The sequence below is a fragment of the Stenotrophomonas sp. PI_27 genome, assembly GCF_027854495.1.
Classification (GTDB): Bacteria; Pseudomonadota; Gammaproteobacteria; order Xanthomonadales; family Xanthomonadaceae; genus Stenotrophomonas; species Stenotrophomonas pavanii.
In genome coordinates this window covers 330,053-347,780 of record NZ_JAJNOF010000003.1, presented here as the reverse complement: position 1 = coordinate 347,780, position 17,728 = coordinate 330,053, and the positions used below count along the sequence as shown (strand labels likewise).

14 protein-coding genes are annotated in these 17,728 nt (G+C 67.1%); 4 read left to right on the top strand and 10 right to left on the bottom strand.

Annotated features, from left to right (window positions below):
• Positions 1-152 precede the first annotated feature (152 nt).
• The 4 genes from dusA to LRM18_RS05655 form a co-directional block, all read right to left on the bottom strand.
• On the bottom strand, positions 153-1,184 hold the full coding sequence (gene dusA / locus LRM18_RS05670) for a tRNA dihydrouridine(20/20a) synthase DusA (protein ID WP_270952241.1): 1,032 nt from the start codon (positions 1,182-1,184) through the stop codon (positions 153-155).
• A gap of 89 nt (positions 1,185-1,273) precedes the next feature.
• Positions 1,274-4,018, bottom strand: coding sequence for a peptidoglycan-binding protein (locus LRM18_RS05665; RefSeq protein WP_270952239.1), 2,745 nt, complete (start codon positions 4,016-4,018; stop codon positions 1,274-1,276).
• 40 nt (positions 4,019-4,058) lie between these two features.
• Positions 4,059-4,517 carry a lysozyme inhibitor LprI family protein gene (locus LRM18_RS05660; RefSeq protein WP_270952237.1) on the bottom strand — a complete coding sequence of 153 codons (459 nt, stop codon included), beginning with the start codon at positions 4,515-4,517 and terminating at the stop codon, positions 4,059-4,061.
• A complete protein-coding gene (locus LRM18_RS05655) occupies positions 4,514-5,134 on the bottom strand; it encodes a lysozyme inhibitor LprI family protein (protein WP_270952234.1) in 621 nt (206 codons plus the stop codon). Before LRM18_RS05655 ends, LRM18_RS05660 begins: the two co-directional genes overlap by 4 nt.
• A 477-nt stretch (positions 5,135-5,611) precedes the next feature.
• On the opposite strand from LRM18_RS05655, the gene LRM18_RS05650 reads away from it, so the two are divergent.
• Together LRM18_RS05650 and LRM18_RS05645 are read left to right on the top strand one after the other, a co-directional pair.
• A complete protein-coding gene (locus LRM18_RS05650) occupies positions 5,612-6,568 on the top strand; it encodes a cation transporter (protein WP_049466253.1) in 957 nt (318 codons plus the stop codon).
• Positions 6,569-6,687: 119 nt separating this feature from the next.
• Entirely contained in the window at positions 6,688-7,113 is a 426-nt protein-coding gene (locus LRM18_RS05645; protein ID WP_005411948.1) for an organic hydroperoxide resistance protein, read from the top strand.
• A gap of 165 nt (positions 7,114-7,278) precedes the next feature.
• Here LRM18_RS05645 and mmsB read toward each other — a convergent pair whose 3' ends face one another.
• Genes mmsB through LRM18_RS05620 form a run of 5 tightly spaced genes read right to left on the bottom strand, consistent with a single transcriptional unit; the run spans position 7,279 to position 12,818 of the window.
• Positions 7,279-8,169 (bottom strand): 3-hydroxyisobutyrate dehydrogenase, encoded by an 891-nt coding sequence (mmsB, locus tag LRM18_RS05640; protein ID WP_049449384.1) that lies wholly within the window; start codon positions 8,167-8,169, stop codon positions 7,279-7,281.
• Positions 8,166-9,341 (bottom strand): enoyl-CoA hydratase/isomerase family protein, encoded by a 1,176-nt coding sequence (locus LRM18_RS05635; RefSeq protein WP_270952223.1) that lies wholly within the window; start codon positions 9,339-9,341, stop codon positions 8,166-8,168. The genes mmsB and LRM18_RS05635 overlap by 4 nt, the downstream gene beginning before the upstream one ends.
• Positions 9,338-10,135: an enoyl-CoA hydratase gene (locus tag LRM18_RS05630; RefSeq protein WP_270952221.1), complete on the bottom strand. Its 798-nt coding sequence runs from the start codon at positions 10,133-10,135 to the stop codon at positions 9,338-9,340. Before LRM18_RS05630 ends, LRM18_RS05635 begins: the two co-directional genes overlap by 4 nt.
• Positions 10,132-11,298 carry an acyl-CoA dehydrogenase family protein gene (locus tag LRM18_RS05625; protein ID WP_270952219.1) on the bottom strand — a complete coding sequence of 389 codons (1,167 nt, stop codon included), beginning with the start codon at positions 11,296-11,298 and terminating at the stop codon, positions 10,132-10,134. Before LRM18_RS05625 ends, LRM18_RS05630 begins: the two co-directional genes overlap by 4 nt.
• A 14-nt stretch (positions 11,299-11,312) precedes the next feature.
• Positions 11,313-12,818 carry a CoA-acylating methylmalonate-semialdehyde dehydrogenase gene (locus tag LRM18_RS05620; RefSeq protein ID WP_053461878.1) on the bottom strand — a complete coding sequence of 502 codons (1,506 nt, stop codon included), beginning with the start codon at positions 12,816-12,818 and terminating at the stop codon, positions 11,313-11,315.
• Positions 12,819-12,933: 115 nt separating this feature from the next.
• Between LRM18_RS05620 and LRM18_RS05615 the strand changes: the two genes are divergently transcribed.
• Both LRM18_RS05615 and LRM18_RS05610 read left to right on the top strand, forming a co-directional pair.
• Positions 12,934-14,301: a short-chain fatty acyl-CoA regulator family protein gene (locus tag LRM18_RS05615; protein ID WP_049466250.1), complete on the top strand. Its 1,368-nt coding sequence runs from the start codon at positions 12,934-12,936 to the stop codon at positions 14,299-14,301.
• Between the two features lie 349 nt (positions 14,302-14,650).
• Complete coding sequence (locus LRM18_RS05610; RefSeq protein WP_064237433.1) at positions 14,651-15,604, top strand: DUF1028 domain-containing protein; 954 nt, start codon at positions 14,651-14,653, stop codon at positions 15,602-15,604.
• 73 nt (positions 15,605-15,677) lie between these two features.
• On the opposite strand, the gene LRM18_RS05605 is transcribed toward LRM18_RS05610, so the two are convergent.
• Positions 15,678-17,570, bottom strand: a complete 1,893-nt coding sequence (locus LRM18_RS05605; RefSeq protein ID WP_270952215.1) for a patatin-like phospholipase family protein — start codon at positions 17,568-17,570, stop codon at positions 15,678-15,680.
• Positions 17,571-17,728: the final 158 nt, after the last annotated feature.

Genomic DNA, 17,728 nt, shown 5'->3' with positions numbered 1-17,728 from the left:
CGGGACCCGGCCTTTTACAAATCCTTTGCAAATTCTTGGTTTGAGGCAGTGAATCCGGTCTGAACTTTTCCGGTCGCGACCCCATGATGTTCAGCTATGTGAACATTCGGGACCAATTGCCGCGCGGCGTCAAGTCAGGAATGTGACTGCGGTCACGCTGCGGCACGATCCGCGTCACGCTCCGTGACCGCCAGCGCCTGTTCGACCAGGCCCCAGTCGGCGCCCGGACGGTGCGCGCCTTCGCTCAGCACCTGGCGGAATGCGCGGCCACCGGGCTGGCCGTGGAACAGGCCGAGCAGATGGCGGGTGATGTGCTTCAGCGCCAGGCCCTCGTCCAGCCGCGCTTCCACGTAGGGGCGCAGCGCGCGCAGCAGATCGCCGCGAGACTGCAGTGGAGCGCCGGTCTGCAGCGCCTCCAGCTGATGCAGCAGGTAGGGGTCGTGGTAGGCCGCGCGGCCCAGCATCACGCCATCGACGTGCGCGGCCTGCGCCTGCACCGCCTCGATGCTGGCCAGGCCCCCATTGAGGACCACCGGCAGCGCCGGGCGCTCCTGCTTCAGGCGGTAGGCCCAGTCGTACTTCAGCGGCGGAACCTCGCGGTTCTCCTTCGGCGACAGGCCCTTCAGCCACGCGTTGCGCGCGTGCACCACCACCATCGCCGCGCCGGCGGCGACCTGGCGGTCGACGAAGGCGGCGAACACGTCGTAATCGTTGTCCTCGTCCACGCCCAGGCGGCACTTCACCGTCACCGGGATCTGAACGGCATCGACCATTGACGCCACGCACTCGGCCACCAGCACCGGTTCGCGCATCAGGCAGGCGCCGAAGCGGCCGGCCTGCACGCGGTCGGACGGGCAGCCGCAGTTGAGATTGACCTCATCGTAGCCCCACTCCGCCGCGATGCGCGCAGCCTGCGCCAGCAGCGCCGGGTCGCTGCCGCCCAGCTGCAGCGCCAGCGGCTGTTCGCTGCGGTCGAAGCCGAGCAGGCGTTCGCGATCACCGTGGATGACCGCGTTGGCGTGCACCATCTCCGTGTACAGGCGCACGCCCGGTGCCAGCACGCGGTGGAATACGCGGCAATGGCGGTCCGTCCAGTCCATCATCGGGGCAACGGACAGGCGCAGGGAATCGGCGTAACGGGCGGCGGCGGACGTCATCGGGCTGGTGATCGCAGAGACTGGCATTGCCAGTGAGATCAATAGTTTACACCGACCGGCTGAATGGCGGCGGGTGGCCCTGGGACCGGTCGACCGGCCCCAGGGACGCGCAGGGCTTACAGCCCGCGGTTGCGCACCTGTTCCTGCTGCTGTTCCTGCGCACGCGGATTGAACTGGCTGTCCAACGCCTCGCTCTGCCGGCTGCTGGCCTCGACCGAGTGCGATACCGCCTGCTGGCGGTCGACGAAGGTCCGCTGCGCCGCCGGATCCCCCAGCTCGCCCTGCACGGCGAACAAGCCGGTGCCATCGGGGCGGGCCACGACGTGGTCGATCTGGCGCATGCCGGACACCTTGCTCTCGTAGGCCAACTGGCCGGCCGCACGCTCGGCCTCCTGCGGGTTGGCGAACAGCGGCTTCAACCCGGCCTGGGCGCGCTGCTGCTCAAGCGCCTGCAGCTTGTCCAGGGCCTGGCCGAAGCGCGCGTGGTCGGCATGCCCGGGGTCGCGCATGCTGGCCGGCGCCACCGGTTCGGCCCGACCCGGTGCTGCCGGCGGGGTGCCAGCCTTGACCGCGTTGGGGGCGTCGACCTGCGCCAGGGTCTTCCGGCCTGCCTTGCCATCGTCGTCGAGGCCGTTGTTGGCCTGGAACTGCTTGACCGCTGCGACCGTGTCCTTGCCATACACGCCATCGGCATGCAGCGGCTTGCCGTCGGCCCCCGCGTAGCCCAGCGCCGCCAGCTTGCCCTGCAGGGCCTTGACCTCATCACCACGTTCGCCCTGCTTGAGCACGCCATCGGCCATCGGTGCCTGCTGCGCACTGCGCGCGGCCTGCGCGGCCTCGGGGCCCTGCGCGTGGACCTTGCCGCCCAGGGTGATGCGGTCATTGAGCATGTCGCCCAGATAACGCCGATACTGGTCCGGTTCGACTTCGATGTGCGCGTGAACCGCCCCCGGCGAGCCCACGTCCGACTGCCGCACCAATGGCGCACCATACTCCACGAAGTCCCCGTTCTTGTACGGAATGGATCCGCGTGCACCGTGCAGCACTTGGCCCACCAGTTCGCGGCGAGGATCGCCGACCGGGTGGCTGTAGATGCTGATGGAGTTGGTGCCATCGTTATTGAGATTTACGTAGCCGGCCACCGGGCTGGGAATCATCACGCCACGCCCGCCTGACGGATTCGTGAGGATCAAGTCTTTCTGTACCAGGGGAATGCCGTTGACGTCGCCACGCCTGCGCACGGCCTCCAGCTCGCCCTCGACCATTTCCGCGGTACGGTCGACTCTACTGGCATCGCCAGCACGAACCGCGGCGGCATTAGTGTTGGGGTGGTGGATCTTCAGTTCGCGGAACGCTTCTTCGCCGCTGATCCCATGGCGCAGGGTGCGGTTGCTGCCGCCATTGCCGAACGGCTCCACTATCGAGATGCGCTCGCCGCCGGGTGCGGCGGCGGCAGGCCCGCTGTGGCGTTCGGGTGCAGGTGCCGCGGCCGGTGGTGCAGCAGGCGCAGCGGGTGCGGACGGTGTCGGCGTTGCAGCGCGTTGCTGTGCCGCTTCGGCCTGGATCGCACTGCGCGTGCCTGCGTCGGCCGTGCCAGTGGCCGGCAGATGGTGCTGCCGCTGGAAGGTATTGAGGGCGTGCTGGCTCCCTGCCCCCAGGTAACCATCGGCAGTAATCGCTTTGCCCCGTGCATCGGTCAGCCCCAATGCCGCCATGTCAGCCTGCAGCGCGCGCGCCTCGCGGTCGATCGCGCCAAGCGTTGCCGGCCCGGCCTTGCCATCCACCGGGGTCAGGCCATGATCACGCTGGAAGGCTTCGACGGCCTGCCGGGTAGTGGAATTGAACTGTCGGTCGGCATGGATGGCCTGCGCGCCTGCGCCGCCATAGCCCAGTGTGTGCAGGTTGTGTTCCAGCTTTTCCACCGCGCGGCCGCTGGAGCCTTCCTTCAGGACCTGCGGCCCTCCCACGCCATGCCCATTCGGACGCGTCTGTTCCAGCGCGATCCTGATGTCCGGGTCGCTGGCTTCGTCAGCGGGCGCGAAGTCGCTGCGGCCGACCTTCAGATGCGCCCGATCCATCTCCACCGAGTGGCGGGAATAAGCGTCTTCATAGCCGGCGGCGACGTCGGCGGCCGTCAGCCCGGCATAGTATTTCCTGTCCTGGCGTATCTCGGCGGCCTTGTCACGCAGGTCCTGGTAGTCGCCGCCCCGCTTGAGCACGGCCTCCAGCTGCGGCAACGTGCCGGGCAACTGGTTGGCGGACTTGGCAATCAACGCGATCGCTTCAAAGCGCTTGTCTTCGGCAATGGCACTGCCATGCTTGTCAAGCATGGTCATGGCGATACGGGTGGCGTTACGCACCTGCGGGTAGTCAACGTGAGTGTGAATCCACTGCTTGCCTTCGGGTGAACCGGCCCAGGCATTGATGCTGTCACGGGTGGGGACGTCGATGAAGCGGATCGACGATCGCTTACCCTGACCATCACCGTGGCTGAGCAGGTCCGCACGCAGGTCGGCGCGGTCGTTGCTGAAGGGAAGCCGGTGGGACTTGGCGTAGGCACTGGCCTGGTCGATGATTGCATCCACATAGGTGGTCTCGCCGGGCTTCAGCGCACGCTCTTGCGTAGCACCCAGTGGCCATTCGCCACGCTGACCCAAGTCAACTTGGATCGTGCCCAGCGAGTAGCCGCTATTGGCGGCCACCGCACTCACCGTGCCCCATTCCGGCTCGTCCAGTCCTTTGGTGATGCCGGCAATGCTGAGGTGGTATGACGAACCGCCCCCTTCGGTACCGCGTCCCACAGCAAAAAAAACTGCACCGGCGGTGGCGTCGAGATTGCGGGTATCGATGTTGTTTGGCATGACTTACTTCCTTGTCATTGAAGGGACACCGGGCTTCACCTTACGGGCTGGTCAACCGCAAGTAGCTTTCCAGCTGGTCGGCGCGTGAGCGTAGTCGCTCGATATCGTTGAATTTCTGCTGCAGGTTGCCTGCTTGCGATTCCTCATAAAGCCCAGCTTCCAGTTCGTCATCGCGCTCACGCAGCTGAAGCCATGCCCGCTGCGCAGCCAGCAGCCGGGCTTTGGCAGCGGCGTCAAGGCGCCTCTGCAACTGCTGGTACACCTGATTCAACCGACGGTCTTGCCGATCCGACTCACTGGACAGGCAGGCCGCCTGCTCGATGGCACCCTTCGCCTGCTGCGCACACGACTGGTAGGCTGCGCTCAAAGTTGGGGACGCATGGGCCTGGCATACGCCCAGGATCGCCATCACGGCCACACTGACCAGAAACCTGCCCACCATCTTCTGCTGCCTACCGATCAGAGCCCTGCTGCGATGCTCATGTTGCGGCATCATCATGGGGCCAGCACGCGCTTCTGCAGCTCCAGCGCACGGTTCGCGTAGCGATTGATGAAGCATGACTGTGCATCCGACGCCTGGCCCACGCTGTCGGTGGCCGGGCTGCAGCGCTTATCGGTATCTTCAGCCCAGTGCGCTTGCTCGTCCATCCAGCGGTCCTTGGCTGGGCCATCGGGGCCGTCCATCAGCCGCGCAACTTGAGCTTCCAGCAGCGTCTTGTGGTGGGCGAGTTCAGCTGCATCGCAGGCTTCCAGCTGGTCGTCCATGCCACGGGCGTCCTGCACGCAGCGCGTGTATTCCGGACGCAGCGTTGCCTGGGTGTACGAGGTATCCGGCGGCGCGCTCTGTGCCGACAATTGATCGGCACGATTGGCGACACGGAACAGGCGGCATTCCTGCGCGCGCTGCAGCTGTTGGACCTGGCCGTTGGAAGCCTGACGACAATAACGGTCCGTATCGCTGCGCCAGCTCGCTTGGGTCGCCTGGAACGAAGTTCTGGCAGCTGCGTCAAGCCCGTCCACCATCTTGCTGGTCGCCTTGGCGAGACGCCCTTCCTGATAGGCCAGCTCCTCCTTCCCGCAAGCCTGCAGTTTGCCCGCATCCTCGACGCCATCCACGCACCAGCCATAGGCGGGCCGCAGGCGACCTTCGGAATAGGATGCATCCGGGTACCCAGAGGACTCTGCGGATGCTCCACTGGAGGAAGCCGGCGACGATGCTGTGGTAGCAGCCGTTTCGGCCGATGCCTGGGACGACGGCGCTTGGCATGCAGCAAGCGCCAAGCACAGGGCCAGCACCTTCCAATGCCCACGTCCACGGCCGATCCGTCCATTGCGCTCAAGCGCACCCGTTGCCTGCATTGCCTGCGTCTCCCTTGCGTGTCGCCAGCAGATGCCGGCAAGGAGGGACCGTCCATCGGCCCCATCACGTGGACAATGCTACGACAGCGCAGATTTCAGATGCCTGACTGAATTCAGAATGTGTGCACCCGATCGCAGCCGCTTTGGCCCGGTCCCGCGCGGATTGCGGCGGCGGTGTCGGAAGGGCACGCACGACCGGCCCAGTGGGGCGCGGCGGCGCTCTACAATCGCTCCATGGCCGCCGATCGTCCGCAGTTCTTCGACTCCACCACCGAACAGGGCGTACTGCGCCTGTCCATCGCCGCCTCATTGCTGCTGGCTGCCGCTGCGGTGGTATTCGGTCTTCTGGCCAATTCCTCGCTGATCATCTTCGATGGCATCTACGGCCTGATCGATGTAGTGATGACCTGGCTGTCGCTGCTGGTCGCGCGTCTGATCGCGCTTTCAACCAGCACCGACGCGCTGCAGTCGCGGCTCAACCAGCGCTTCACCATGGGCTTCTGGCACCTGGAGCCGATCGTGCTGGGGGTGAGCGGCACGCTGATGATCGGTGCGGCGCTGTATGCGCTGGTCAATGCGGTGGATGCGCTGATGTCCGGCGGCCGCCACATCGCGCTCGGCCCGGCCATCGCCTTCGCCGGGTTGTCGATCGTTGGCGAAGGTGCGCTGGCCGGGTTCATCCTGCGCGCCAACCGCCGCATCGGTTCGGAGTTCATCGCGCTGGACGCGAAGAACTGGGTGATCGCCGCCAGCATGTCGGCCTGCTATCTGCTGGCCTTCCTCGGCGGCGTGCTGGTGCGCGGCACCTCGCTGGCCTGGGTCGGGCCGTACATCGACCCGGCCATCCTTGCCTTCGTCTGCGTGCTGGTGATGATCGCCCCACTCGGTACCGTGCGCCGGGCGCTGGCCGGCATCCTGCTGGTCACTCCGCCGGAACTGCAGGCGCACGTGGACGCGGTGGCACGCGCGATCGTGGCCAAGCATGGCTTCGTCGAGCACCGCAGCTACGTGGCCCAGGTGGGGCGTGGCGAACAGATCGAACTGTTCTTCGTGGTGCGCGAGGACGACCCGCCGCGGCCGCTGGTGGAATGGGACAGGCTGCGCGACGAGATCGGCGATGCGCTGGGCGAAGCCTCGCCCGACCGCTGGCTGACCATCATGTTCACCACCGACCGCGAATGGACGATCTAGGCAAACAGGACGATCGATCAAGTTTTTCGTACGCGTTGCAACCCATCGTACGCGGAAAGCGGGCAAAGTAGGCTCCAACGCAACACCCACCCACCCACCCACTGACCAGGAGCATCCCGATGTCCATCGAAAAGGTTCTGTACACCGCCCAGGCAACCTCCACCGGCGGCCGCGAAGGCCGTTCCGTCTCCTCCGACAACGTGCTGGACATCCAGCTGTCGACCCCGCGCGAGCTGGGCGGCGCCGGTGGCCCGGGCACCAACCCGGAACAGCTGTTCGCCGCTGGCTACTCGGCCTGCTTCCTGGGTGCGCTGAAGTTCGTGGCCGGCCAGGCCAAGGTCGCGCTGCCGGCCGACACCACCGTCACTGGCAAGGTCGGCATCGGCCAGATCCCGACCGGCTTCGGCATCGAGGCCGAGCTGACCATCAACGTGCCAGGCGTGCCGCGCGAGCAGGTGGAAGAACTGGTGCAGAAGGCGCACATCGTGTGCCCGTACTCCAACGCCACCCGCGGCAACATCGACGTGACGCTGGTCGTGGCCTGATGCAACGGGGTCAGAGCCCTTTCGCGTTGCGAGAGGGATCCGACCCCAGGGAACCCACCCCAAAAAAATGGGCGGATGCCGGTCGGAACCGAACATCCGCCCATCCCACCTTCGTTGTCCCACAGGGGGGCATGAGGTTGCCGGCCAGCGGCCGGCACTACCAGGTCACTTTTCGCTGGTGATGAGCTGCACGACGCTGGAGAAATCCAGCTTGCCGCGGCCGGCCTGGTGGTTCATCGAGTACAGGTTGCGCGCCACTTCGCCCAGCGGGATCGAGGCGCCGACGCTCATCGCCGCTTCCACCGCCAGGCCCATGTCCTTCAGCATCAGATCGCTGCCGAAGCCACCGCTGTAGCCACGCGAGGCCGGCGCATTCTCCAGCACGCCCGGCCACGGGTTGCACACCTCGGTGGCCCAGCTGCGGCCGGTGCTGACCGCCATCATCTGCGACAGTACCTTCGGGTCCAGGCCGTGCGCCACGCCCAGTGCGATGGCTTCACCGGTCACCGCCATGATCACGCCCAGCGCCATGTTGTTGCACAGCTTGGCGACCTGGCCGGCACCGCTGGCGCCAACGTGGAAGATGTTCTTGCCCATCGCCTGCAGCACCGGGCGGGCGCGCTCCAGCGCGTCCTCCTCGCCACCGACGATGAAGGTCAGCGTGCCCGCCTGTGCCCCTGCGGTACCACCGGACACCGGTGCGTCGATCATCTGCAGGCCACGCGCGGCGGCGGCTTCCGAGACCTTGCGGGCGCTGGCCGGCGCGATCGTGCTGCAGTCGATGACCAGTGCACCGGCGGGGATCGCGGCAAGAATGCCGTCGTCGCCCAGGTACACGCCTTCGACATGACGGCTGGCCGGCAGCATCGAGATCACCACTTCGGCATCGGCCAGAGTGTCGCGCGCCGACGCGGCGGCGCTTGCACCGGCATCGACGGCGGCCTGCACCGCGGCCGGGACCAGATCGAACACGCGCACGCTGTGGCCGTTCTTGACCAGATTGGCGGCCATCGGGCCACCCATGTTGCCCAACCCGATGAATGCAATGCGGCTCATGCAAGGCTCCTTTCAACAAGGGGAGTGCCCAGGTCGGCCAGCGGATGCGCAGCGTCGGCCCAGGGGGAAGCGAAGAAGGTGTCGGCCCACGCGCCGGTGGCCTCGGCCAGGGTGGCCGGGTTCCACTGCGGATTGCGGTCCTTGTCGATCAGCAGCGCGCGGATGCCTTCGGCGAAATCACCGTGGGCGGCGCAATGCAGGGCGACGATGTACTCCAGGCGATAGATCGCGGCAAGGTCCTGGCCGGCACTGCGGCGCTGCAGTTCGTACGCCAACCGTGCCGAACCTGGTGCGCCGGCCGCAAGGGTCTTCTGAGCTGCCTGCAACCAGGCGTCGTCGGTCTGCAGGCCGGCAATGCGCGCAACGATGGCTTCAAGGTCATCGCCTTCGCACAACGCATCGACCTGCGCCGCGTGGGCCAGCAGTGGACCGGTGGCGGCATCGCTGGCATGCGACTGCAGCAGATGGGTCAGGCGTTCGTGGTTGTGCGCGGTGTCATTGGACCAGGCCACCTGCAGCAGCGCATCGAACACTGCACTGCGGCGTTCTTCGGCCACGTGCACGTCGGCCAGGCCGGCGTAGATGGCATCGCCCGGGTTGAGCAGCGCGCCGGTCAACGCCAGGAACAGCCCTCCCTTTCCGGGTACACGCGGCAGCAGCCAGCTGCCACCGACATCGGGGAACAGACCGACGGTGATTTCCGGGAAGGCCAGCTTGGAGCGCTCGCTGACCACGCGGTGGCTGGCGCCGGACATCAGGCCGATGCCACCGCCCATCACGATGCCATGGCCCCAGCACAGGATCGGCTTGGCATAGGTGTGGATGAGATGATCGACGCGGTATTCGACGTCGAAGAACTCGGCGGCGTAGTCGTTCCCGCGGATGTCGCTGCGGCCGGCCTCGCGGAAGGCGACCATGCTCTTGTACAGGCTGTGCAGGTCGCCGCCGGCGCAGAACGCCTTTTCACCGGCGCCCTGCAGCACCACCAGGGCGATGCCTTCATCGTCGGCCCAGGCATTCAACTGCTTCAGCAACAGATGCGCCATCGGCAGCGAGAAGCCGTTGAGCGTGCGCGGCGCGTTGAGCGTGGCGATGCCGATGCGCGTGCCATTGCCGGCCACGCGCTCTTCGAACAGCACCGGTGCGTCGTCGGCAGCGGTGTCGGTGCTCATGCGTTCTTCCACTGCGCGGTGCGCTTTTCCAGGAAGGCCGTCACGCCCTCGACCTGGTCGGCAGTGTCGAACAGGTCGACGAAGGCTTCGCGCTCGGCCACCAGCGCCGAGGCGTGGGTGCCGGTGCGGGTGGCCTGCACCAGGGTCTTGCAGGCGGCGATGCTGGTCGGGCTCTGCTTGCCAGCCTTCTTCGCCCATTCCAGCGCCAGTGCCTTGGCTTCGCCCTTGCCGACCTTTTCTTCGGCCAGGCCAATGCGCAGCGCGGTCTCGGCATTGATGCGCTCGCCCAGCAGGATCATGCGCTTGGCCCAGCCCTCGCCGACCAGGCGCGGCAGGTTCTGGGTGCCGCCAGCACACGGCAGCAGGCCGACGGTGGCCTCCGGCAGCGCGACCTGGGCGTGGTCTTCGATGATGCGCAGGTCGCAGGCCAGCGCGCATTCCAGGCCACCGCCCATGGCGTAGCCGTTGATCGCGGCGATCGACACGCCACGGAAACCGGACAGCGCTTCGAAGGCTTCACCGAAGCGGCGCGCGGCCTCACGTGCGGCGGCCTTGTCGCCAGAGGCGAACTGGTTGAGATCGGCACCGGCGGAGAAGAACTTCTCGCCCTCGCCAGTGATCACCAGCGCGTAGATGCCGCGGTCTGCGTTGAGCGCGCCGACCAGGTCGCGCAGCGCCGACAGGCTGTGCACGGTCCAGGTATGCGCCGGCGGGTTGTTCAGGGTGACCACGGCGGTGTGGCCATCGACCTCGACCTTCAGGCCCACGTGCTCCTGGGTACGCCAATCCTTCATCGCAGTTCCTCTTCGGTGTTGAGCAGGTGACGGGCAACGATCACCCGCATGATCTCGTTGGTGCCTTCCAGGATCTGGTGCACGCGGCAGTCACGCAGCAGGCGCTCGATCGGGTACTCGCGGATGTAGCCGTAGCCACCATGGATCTGCAGCGCTTCGTTGCAGACGTTGAAACCCGCATCGGTAGCAAAACGCTTGGCCATCGCGCACCACACGTTGGCATCGCTGGCACCGGCATCGAGCTTGCGCGCGGCGGTGTGCACCATCTGCCGCGCGGCCACCAGCTGGGTGACCATGTCGGCCAGCTTGAACTGCAGCGCCTGGAATTCGGCCAGCGCCTTGCCGAACTGGCGGCGCTCGCCCATGTAGCGGCGCGCGGCATCCAGCGCACCCTGCGCGGCGCCCAGCGAACAGGCGGCGATGTTGATGCGGCCGCCATCGAGCCCCTTCATCGCCAGCTTGAAGCCGCCGCCTTCCTCTCCCAGAAGGTGGCTGACCGGCACGCGGACGTTTTCGAAGGTGATGCCGCGGGTGGGCTGGCTGTTCCAGCCCATCTTCTCTTCCTTGCGGCCGAAGCTGATGCCTGGCAGGTCCGACGGCACCGCGATCGCGCTGACACCGCCGGCACCAGCACCGCCGGTACGCGCCATCACCACCAGCAGTTCGGTGGCCCCGGCGCCGGAAATGAAGGCCTTCGAGCCGTTCAGCACGAAATGGTCGCCCTCACGCACGGCGGTGGTCTTCAGCGAGGCCGCATCGGAACCGGCGCCCGGCTCGGTCAGGCAGTACGAGGCCAGCTTGTTGCCCGAAGACAGGTCGCTGCCCCAGTCGTCGCGCAGGGCCGGCTGGCCCCACGTGGACACCATCCACGAGGCCATGTTGTGGATGCTGATGTAGGCCGCAGTCGACGGATCGACGTTGGCGAGCTCCTCGATGACGACGGCGGCGTCCAATCGGCTCAGGCCGCTGCCGCCCACTTCCGGGTCCATGTACAGACCGCAGAAGCCCAGTTCCCCGGCCTTGGCGATCGCCTCGCGCGGAAAGATGCCCTCCGCATCCCATCGCGCGGCGTGCGGCGCCAGTTCGGCCAGTGCGAAGTCGCGCGCAGCCTCGCGGTACGCCTGCTGTGCTTCGTCCAGTTCCGTCGTCATCGAGTGGCTCATGGCTGCTCCTGCGCTTACTTCAGGCTGATCGTGGTGTTGACGCCGTGACTCAGCGTCTCGTCGTCGAACCAGCGCGCGGTGACCGTCTTGGTCTGGGTGTAGAACAGCACCACCTGCTTGCCGTACGGGCCCAGGTCGCCCAGCTTGGACGCGCGCGAACCGGTGAAGGAGAACAGCGGCACCGGCACCGGGATCGGCACGTTGATGCCGACCTGGCCGACGTCGATGTCTTCCTGGAACTTGCGCGCGGCGGCGCCGGACTGGGTGAACAGTGCGGTGCCGTTGCCGTTCGGATTGCTGTTGACCATCGCGATGGCGTCTTCCAGCGTGTCCGCTTCGAGGATGACCAGCACCGGCCCGAAGATCTCTTCCTGGTAGATGCGCATGTCGGTGGTGACGCCGGCAAAGATGGTCGGGCCGACGAAGTTGCCCTTCTCGAAGCCATCCACCTGCGGCTTGCGGCCGTCGAGCACCAGCTTGGCGCCCTGCTCCACGCCCGAGGCGATCAGGCCTTCCACGCGCTCGCGGGCGCTGCAGGAAATGACCGGGCCGACGTCGGTGCCGGACACGGTGCCGGCGCTGACCTTCAGCGTCTTGGCCTTTTCGACCAGGTCCTGCACCCAGCTGCGCGCTTCGCCGACCAGCACCAGGGTGGACGCGGCCATGCAGCGCTGGCCAGCGGCGCCGAAGGCGGCACCGACCATCGCGTTGAGGGTCTGTTCCTTGTTGGCGTCCGGCAGCACCACGGCGTGGTTCTTGGCGCCCATCATGCACTGCACGCGCTTGCCGGCCAGCGAGGCGCGGTTGTAGACGTGGGTACCGACGCGGGTGGAACCGACGAACGACACGGCCTTGATGTCCGGGTGGTCGCAGATCGCGTTGACCACTTCCTCGCCACCGTGGACGACGTTCAGCACGCCCTTGGGAATGCCGGCTTCCAGCGCCAGTTCAACCAGGCGCATGGTGACCATCGGGTCCTGTTCGGACGGCTTGAGGATGAAGGTGTTGCCGGTGGCAATGGCCATCGGGAACATCCACAGCGGGATCATCGCCGGGAAGTTGAACGGGGTGATGCCAGCGCACACGCCCAGCGGCTGCATGATCGTGTAGGTGTCCACGCCATTGGCCACGTTGTTGGCCAGCTCGCCCAGCTGCAGGTTGCCGATGGCGGCGGCGTGCTCGACCACTTCCAGGCCGCGGAACACATCGCCTTCGGCGTCCGGCAGGGTCTTGCCCTGTTCGGCGGTGAGGATGTGCGCCAGCTCGCTCATGTTTTCGCGGATCAGCTGCTGGTACTTCAGGAAGATGCGTGCACGGGTGCCGATCGGGGTCTTGCGCCAGGTCTTGAAGGCTTCCTTGGCGGCGGCGACGGCGGCGTCCACTTCGCTGGCAGTGGCGAACGGCACCTGGGCCAGCACGTCCTGGGTGGCCGGATTGATCACGTCCTGCCAGTGGGAGGTGGCCGATTCAACGAACTGGCCATCGATCAGCATGCGGATACGGGGCGCTGCAACAGTCATGACGACAATCCCACGGGGTGCGAAAGATGCTTGGCATTATTCACAGCACCCACCTCGATTTCCGGCCTGAATCCGCTTAATCTGGCCAATGCGCCCCACGATTCCTGTTAATTCTGTGAATTATTCAGCCCCCCAACGGCAACTTGGCCTGCGCCTGCTGCGGTTGCGCGAGCAGCGCGGCTACAGCCAGGCCGATCTGGCGCGCGCGCTGGGGCTGTCGGCCAGCTACCTGAACCAGATCGAGCGCAACAAGCGCCCACTGACACCGGCGGTGCAGAAGAAGCTGGGAGAGGTGTTGGGCGACGTTTCCTCGCTGTTCGATGACGATGAGCCCGCCGCCCTGCAGGAAGCGCTGGGCGAAACCCTGCGCGACCTGGGCCTGGCCGAGGTCAGCGCGACTGAGCTGCGCGCGCTGGCCGGCAACCTGCCGCAGGTCAGCCGGGCGCTGCTGGACCTGCACCGCCGCCACCTGGCGCTGCGCGAGCACGCCGCCGCACTGGAGTTCCAGCTGGGCGAGCCCGGCGCCGGCAGCACCCTGCCGGCCGGCGACCAGGTGCGCGAGTTCTTCAACCGCATGCACAACCACATTCCCGAACTGGACGAACTGGCCGAACGCCTGTTCGCCGAGTGGGGGCTGTCGCCCGGGCATGTGGCACCACGCCTGCGCCAGCTGCTGGCCGACCGCCACGGCGTGCTGGTGGAAGTGGCCGCGCTGCAGGCCGGGCGCGAGAAGCGCCAGTACGATGCGGGCACGCGACGGCTGTGGCTACCGGACTACCTGGAGCCGGGCCAGCAGGCGTTCCAGATGGCCGCCGAACTGGCCCTGCACGGCTACCTGCCGCAGATCGATGCGGTGGTGGCGCGTGCCGGCTTTACCGATGAGGCACGCATCGCGCAGGCGCGGATTGGCTTGTCGAATTACTTCGCCGGTGCGCTGGTGATGCCGTACATGCGTTTCCTGCGTGCGGCCGAAGCCAGCAGCTACGACATCGAGCTGCTGGCGCACCAGTTCGGCGTCGGCTTTGAAGCGGTCTGTCATCGGCTGAGCACCTTGGCACGGCGCAGCGCACCTGGCCTGCCGTTCTTTTTCATCCGCGTGGACCGTGCAGGCAACGTGTCCAAGCGCCATTCGGCCACCGATTTCCACTTCTCGCAGGTGGGTGGATCGTGCCCCCTGTGGATCGTCTACGAGGCGTTCAACCAGCCCGGGCGCATCCTCACCCAGACCGCGCGCATGCCCGATGGCCGCCGCCATTTCTGGCTGGCGCGGCAGGTCAGCAGTGGCCCGGTGGGCCATGGCCAGCCCCGCAAGACCTTCGCGGTGGCGCTGGGCTGCGATCTACAGCATGCCGAACGCCTGGTGTATTCGCTGGGGCTGGATGTGCAGAGCCCGGGCAACTCGGTGTCGATCGGGCCGGGTTGCCGGGTGTGCCCGCGCGAGGACTGCATGCAGCGCGCGTTCGCGCAGTTGCCGGGGCGATAGGGTTGGTTCGGCAGGGCTGCGCCCTGCACCTGCTTCAATCCAAGGCAACAGCAAAAGCAACAACGGGCTTTACGTGGGATGGCGGGGTGGGTCCGGTTGCGGGGGACGCCGTAAACCCGTCCTTGGGGGCTTGGCCGCGGCATCCATGCCGCGGACACCCCCGCAACCGGACCCACCCCGCCTTCGACAGTTTCCCGCTGCTGTGGGTGGGTGCCGACCGTTCGTCGGCACGCTGCTCTTGGTGGGTGTCGACCAAGGTCGACACGCTTGATCCACACATCGCGTGGATCTACTAAACCTTTCGTGCGTAGGCTGCATCCCATTGCAATGCCTGCCCATGGAGACACCCATGCCCCTGTTGCGCTCTTGCCTGGCCCTGCTGCTCGCTGCCACCGCCACACCGGCGTGGGCGACGTTCTCCATTGCCGCCTGCAACGAGGCCGGCGACTGTGGGGTGGCGGTGGCCACGCATAACCTGGCGGTCGGCGGCGTGGGCGTGCCGTGGGCGCAGGCGAAAGTGGGTGCGGTCGCCAGCCAGTTCGAAACCAACCCGACCTATGGGTCGAAGGGTCTGGAGTTGATGGCCAAAGGCCGCACGCCTGCGCAGGTGCTGAAGCAGCTGTTGGATGAAGATGGCAACTTCGATGGCACCACGCTGGCCGAGCGCCAGGTGGGGCTGGTCAGCGCACGCGGCGGCAATGCGCAGTACACCGGCGCTACCGCGCAGCAGGCGGATTGGGCCGGTGCGCAGGGCGAGGGCATGCTGAGCGTGCAGGGCAATGGTCTGGCCGGGTGGGAGGTGCTGGCATCGATGCAACGCGTCTTCGCCACCTCACGTGGGCCGCTAGCCGCGCGCCTGCTGGCGGCGTTGGAAGCGGGTCAGGCAGCGGGTGGTCAACGCAGCGGACAGTGGTCGGCGGCGCTGCTGGTGCGTACGCCCGGCGGCGACTGGCAGGACACCGACCTGCGCGTGGACGCTGACCCACGCGCGGTCGCAAGGCTGCGCGAGCTGTACGACATGCGCCTGTCCAACGAGGCGATCATCCGCGCCGAGCAGCGCTGGGAGAAAGGCGATGTGGCAGGGGCGCGTGCGGCACTGGCGACCTCGTTGTCGCTGGCCCATGGCTGGGACCGCACCTGGGCGCGCGCTGCGCGCCTGGCGATGCGGCAGGGGGATATCGCGCTGGCCCGCGAATACCTGGCCGGCCTGCGTGCGCTCAATCCGGGCTGGGTGAAGCAGGAGCTGGCGCTGCCGTTGTATGTACCCATGCAGGGTGATGCGGTGGTGGCGTCGTGGCGATGAGGCACCGCAGGGGTCAGATCGTGCCGACCAAGGTCGGCACCCACCAGAACAGTTCAATCGGCTGCGGCGGAGATCAGTAGATCGGCGTGACCTTCATCTGCGGCAGCGGGCGTGGTGCACCGTCAGTGAGGTCGGGGCCGAGGTCCTCCCAGGCACGTCCCTGCTCGACCATCAGCCCCCACAGTTGCTGCGAGGCCAGCCGCTTGTCTTCCGAGCCCAGCTTGTACGAGGGCGGTGACGGTTCACCGCGGGCGACCATCGAATACGCCGCGCGGTAAGCCAGCACCTGCTGCGCCGAATCATCGGTGCGCGCCACCTCCAGCGTGTAGCGCTGGTAGGCCGAGGCCAGGTTGCGCCAGCGGATCCAGTAGTGGTTCTCGAACGAGAACGAACAGAAACGCGCACCGGCCAGGCTGCCCTTGTCGGCGATGCGGGTCAGCACCTCCTGCGGCATGTCCAGGTTCATGCCACCCTCGTCGCCCTGCAGGCTGACGTGCACGATGCGGTCGCGATAGCCCGGTGCGCGTGCCTGCAGCAGGTCGCGCCAGTTCTGCATGGTCGCCACGACGGCGAACAGGAAGCGCCCCAGTTCGGCTGCGGCCAGCGGCGTGGCAATGGACTGGTAATGCCGTTGCCAGCCGTGGCGGTTTTCGGTGGGCAGGAACACCGCATGCTCCAGCGCCTGCCGGCTGCCGCTGCCCTGGCTCACTGCTTCGGCGTGCTGCGGATAGACCAGGTTGATGGCGAAGGTCGGCCAACGCGGCAGGGCGGCGTCGAACAGATGGATCGGGAAGTTGCTGCTGATGCCGCCATCGGAGAACCAGCAGATGCGGAAGGCGGTGATCACCGGGCCGCAGGCCTGCCCGGCACTGGTCAGCCCCTCCATGCTGTCGGCCACGTTGTGCTCCGGGTCGGCCGCAGGGGCGGTCGGTTCGCAGCGTCGTTCGCGGCGTGAGGGTTCATGCAGCGGCACCGCGCTGATCAGCAGCGGGAAGCTCAGGCTCATGCGCGTGGCCACCAGCACCGGCAGCTTCGGGCCCTGCGGCAGGTGGTAATAGTGCCGCCCGTCCACCTCCAGCGGCGGGCCGGCCTGGCTCACCAGCCACTGCACGACGCTGGCGGGGAACAGCTGTTCGAACTCCTCGCGCAGGAACCAGAACTGCGCGCCGCCCAGTGGCAGCGTGCGCGGCTCGTTGTGCGAGATGCAGGTGGTGATCATCTGCAGGCTGATCGCATGCGGGCTGACCGGCTCACCGGCATAGCGCGGCGCATCGTGCAGGTCGGCGAAGGTCAACGGTGCATCCAGCGGCTTGCCGGACAACTGCTGCAGGCACGCATGCAGCCACTCGGTCAATGCCGGCTTGCGTGCATCGCGACCGAGACCACTGCACAGGCCCAGCAGGTTGCGCCGCGCCACCCGTGCCACCCGCAGCACCGCGCCAGCGACGCCAGCCCCGTACGCGCACAGCAGTGACGGCAGCAGCGTCGCGGCCACCCCGCTCCAGCCACCGCCCCACCCGCCCAGCCCGAGCAGCAGCGCCAACGACACCAGCACTTCCAGCGGCGCGATCTCGAATACGGCGACGGCCAGGCACAGCAGCTTGTGCGGCAGGCTGGCATTGCCGGTCAGCACCACCAGCAGGCGATAGGCCGCGCGCGCGCCGCGCGCCGGCTGGAACAGGCTGTAGATGAACCCGCGCCGCGACAGCTGTGCCGACACCGCCGACAGCCCGCCATAGCCGGCGTCGCCCGCCAGCTGCTCGCCAGCCTGCATGCGGCGATCACCGCAGGCCGCCGCAGCCGCCACCGCTGCCGCAATGGCGCCGGCTGAAGTGCCGCCGATGCTCTTGAAACGATACTCGCGGGCCAGCGCCAGTACCGCATTGGGGTACACGATGCCGCTGGTGATGCCGCCTTTCATGACCAGATCGCAGTACTTGTCCGCCACTGTCTTGCCCCCGAGCATGCCGTCCGCCGCGTGGGTTGCAGTATGGCGCAGAGGCTTCTCAGGGCCTGAGAACAACGGCGCAGTCCGCGCACGCAATGCGCCGTTCAGCAGAAAGCGTGGCTGCAGGCTTGACCCGCCCGTCCATCGGCGTAGCATCTGCAGCAAGCCAAGGGACA